This is a genomic window from Segatella salivae DSM 15606, assembly GCF_000185845.1.
GTDB classification, from domain to species: Bacteria; Bacteroidota; Bacteroidia; order Bacteroidales; family Bacteroidaceae; genus Prevotella; species Prevotella salivae.
Genome location: NZ_GL629647.1, coordinates 889,036 through 890,502 on the forward strand (window position 1 = coordinate 889,036; position 1,467 = coordinate 890,502).

Genomic DNA, 1,467 nt, shown 5'->3' on the forward strand with positions numbered 1-1,467 from the left:
GTTGAAGTGAGTCATGAAGAAGTGCAGAAAGCAGCTAATGAAGCCCAACCAAAGATGACAGAAATTATGCGCGAGATGATTCGTCGCTCATAAAAAGAAAGATAATAGGATGACAGAAATATCAAAACTTGGTGAGTTTGGACTTATTGAACGACTCACCAAAGACATTAAAATAAAAAACAAAAGTACTCATTATGGCGTAGGAGACGACTGCGCCGTTATGAGTTATCCCAATAGCGAGGTGCTTATCACGACAGATATGCTAATGGAAGGCATTCATTTTGACCTCACTTATACAGACATGCGCACGTTAGGTTACAAAGCGGCAATGGTCAATATCAGTGATGTTTTCGCAATGAATGGAAGACCACATCAGCTTATTGTCAGTATTGCATTAGGCAAAAGATTCAGTATAGAAGACATAGATGACTTCTATATAGGAATGAAAGAAGCATGTGGCAAATGGGATATTGATATAGTAGGTGGTGATACTACATCTTCAAGAACAGGCTTAGCTATTAGTATAACTTGTGTAGGTGATGCGCCAAAAGAACAGATAACCTACCGTAATGGGGCTAAGGAAACAGACTTAATCTGTGTGACTGGTGACCTTGGTGCGGCTTATATGGGCTTGCAAATCCTTGAGCGTGAGAAAGCAGTTTACTATTCTCAGATTGACGATTACAATAAAAAAGTGCGCGAGGCACAAACAAACCATGATGAAGCCAAGCTCAAAATATTACGTGAGCAACGACAATCTGTAGAGGATTTTCAACCAGACTTTGCTGGAAAGGAATATCTACTTGATCGTCAACTAAAACCAGAAGCGCGCGGAGATATCATAGAAAAGTTACGCGAAGCAAATATTAAGCCCACAGCAATGATGGATATTTCGGATGGATTGAGTAGTGAATTACTACACATCTGTAAACAAAGTAAATGTGGATGCCGTATATATGAAAAAGAGATTCCTATTGATTATCAAACAGCGGTCACTGCAGAACAATTCAATATGAATCTAACAACTTGTGCACTCAATGGTGGAGAAGACTATGAACTACTCTTTACAGTTCCTATCGGAGACCATGAGAAAATCAAAAATATTGAGGGTGTGCGCCAGATAGGCTACATAACAAAGCAAAATCTCGACTGTATGCTTGTTACACGAGACAACAATGAGTTTGAACTTCAGGCCCAAGGTTGGAATCCTCTACGCGACAATCAATGATAAGAAGAATGTAGATATAAAGAAACTATAAACAACAAAGAGAAAATAGGTACGCCCTTCTTTTTGTTAACAAAATCTAATTACATATAGTTTCTTTATATCTCCTTTCGTTCTTTCAGAAAAAACGTTTACCTTTGCATCCGCAAATAAGCAATATGGTGCCATAGCTCAGTTGGTAGAGCAAAGGACTGAAAATCCTTGTGTCCCCGGTTCGATTCCTGGTGGTACCACAAAAAAAA

Annotated in this window: 1 protein-coding gene, 1 tRNA gene and 1 pseudogene; all 3 read left to right on the forward strand. The window is 38.9% G+C overall.

Annotated features, from left to right (window positions below; genetic code table 11):
• Positions 1 to 93: pseudogene (locus HMPREF9420_RS14575) on the forward strand (purine-nucleoside phosphorylase); the annotation flags it as partial.
• A gap of 16 nt (positions 94 to 109) precedes the next feature.
• Positions 110 to 1,228 (forward strand): thiamine-phosphate kinase, encoded by a 1,119-nt coding sequence (gene thiL / locus HMPREF9420_RS03700; RefSeq protein ID WP_007134100.1) that lies wholly within the window; start codon positions 110 to 112, stop codon positions 1,226 to 1,228.
• Between the two features lie 157 nt (positions 1,229 to 1,385).
• A tRNA-Phe gene (locus HMPREF9420_RS03705) sits at positions 1,386 to 1,458 on the forward strand.
• Positions 1,459 to 1,467 lie beyond the last annotated feature (9 nt).

Bases quoted from the DNA above. Each gene is read 5' to 3' on its own strand.
- thiL (WP_007134100.1), top strand. From the start codon at position 110: ATGACAGAAATATCAAAACTTGGTGAGTTTGGACTTATTGAACGACTC.